1 protein-coding gene is annotated in these 886 nt (G+C 58.5%); it reads right to left on the reverse strand.

The genetic code is table 11. The annotated features are described in order from the left end of the window. Positions 1-520, reverse strand: a 520-nt coding sequence (locus tag KEM39_RS11410; protein ID WP_211710079.1) for an HAD domain-containing protein, incomplete at its 3' end; no start/stop codon positions are given. Positions 521-886 lie beyond the last annotated feature (366 nt).

Here is an 886-nt window from a genome sequence, read left to right on the forward strand (position 1 = left end):
CTTCCGGGTCGGAAAGCCCGGTGGTGCCGTCACAAGCTACCAAGTTGCTGATAGCGAGCGGAGGCCAGTCCTCAATGTCATCGTCCAGGGCGATCCAGTGGCGCGGTTTTCTCCGCTGCACGTCTGCCAAGATCTGCATGCCTCGCGGGGTGCTCTGGAACGACGCTAGGTTCCAAGGATCAGCCCCATGGACACGCTTGTGGTATGTGCCGCCGATGAATCGCGCGCGCAGTCGCTCAGGCAGCCGCTGAAGCGTCTTGGCGTAACCTGGGCGAATGCACCAGGTGCTGCTCAGCACCAAGGCCACAGAGGGATATGGCGCCAGTTCCTCTTCCAGAATGGGAAGCCACTCAAACAGCGCATGGCCAGGAGCTTGGTATGGGCTCATGTAGATGCCCTTGCGGGGATGCCAGAGTACCTTCTCATGGTGGACTACGCCATCAAGGTCCAAGTACAGGATCACATCCGCGCTGCGAGGCGTGGATGCCGGTACATAGGGCGCGTTGTGACCAGAAGTCATCGCATGTGCGTCACGCATAAGGGTAGCTGTTAGGCGGAGTCTGTAGCGGATGGTTGCGCGCTAGACCCATGCTACCAAGATCCTTCATAACATCCAGGGGCAGCCGGCAGCCGAATACCGGGACGGCGTTCACGAGTCAGTCGCTCAGCCAAGCACTCTTATCAAAGCCCTGCAGATTTCCAGGCTCTTGGGCCGTGTGCTGGATGATCGCGGTGAGGGCCATGATGCCGTTCTCTGAACGTCAGATGGAAAGAAAGCAATCACTATCGCTATTCGCTTCCCGAATGCCTTTCTTGACGTGCTCGAGAAGCGCGTTCAGAGCATCGATCAGTTTGGCCAGGACGCAGTAAGCGGCGCTTTCTGGAT

It is taken from the genome of Neisseria sp. Marseille-Q1983 (assembly GCF_018224585.1).
GTDB classification, from domain to species: domain Bacteria; phylum Pseudomonadota; class Gammaproteobacteria; order Burkholderiales; family Neisseriaceae; genus Neisseria; species Neisseria polysaccharea.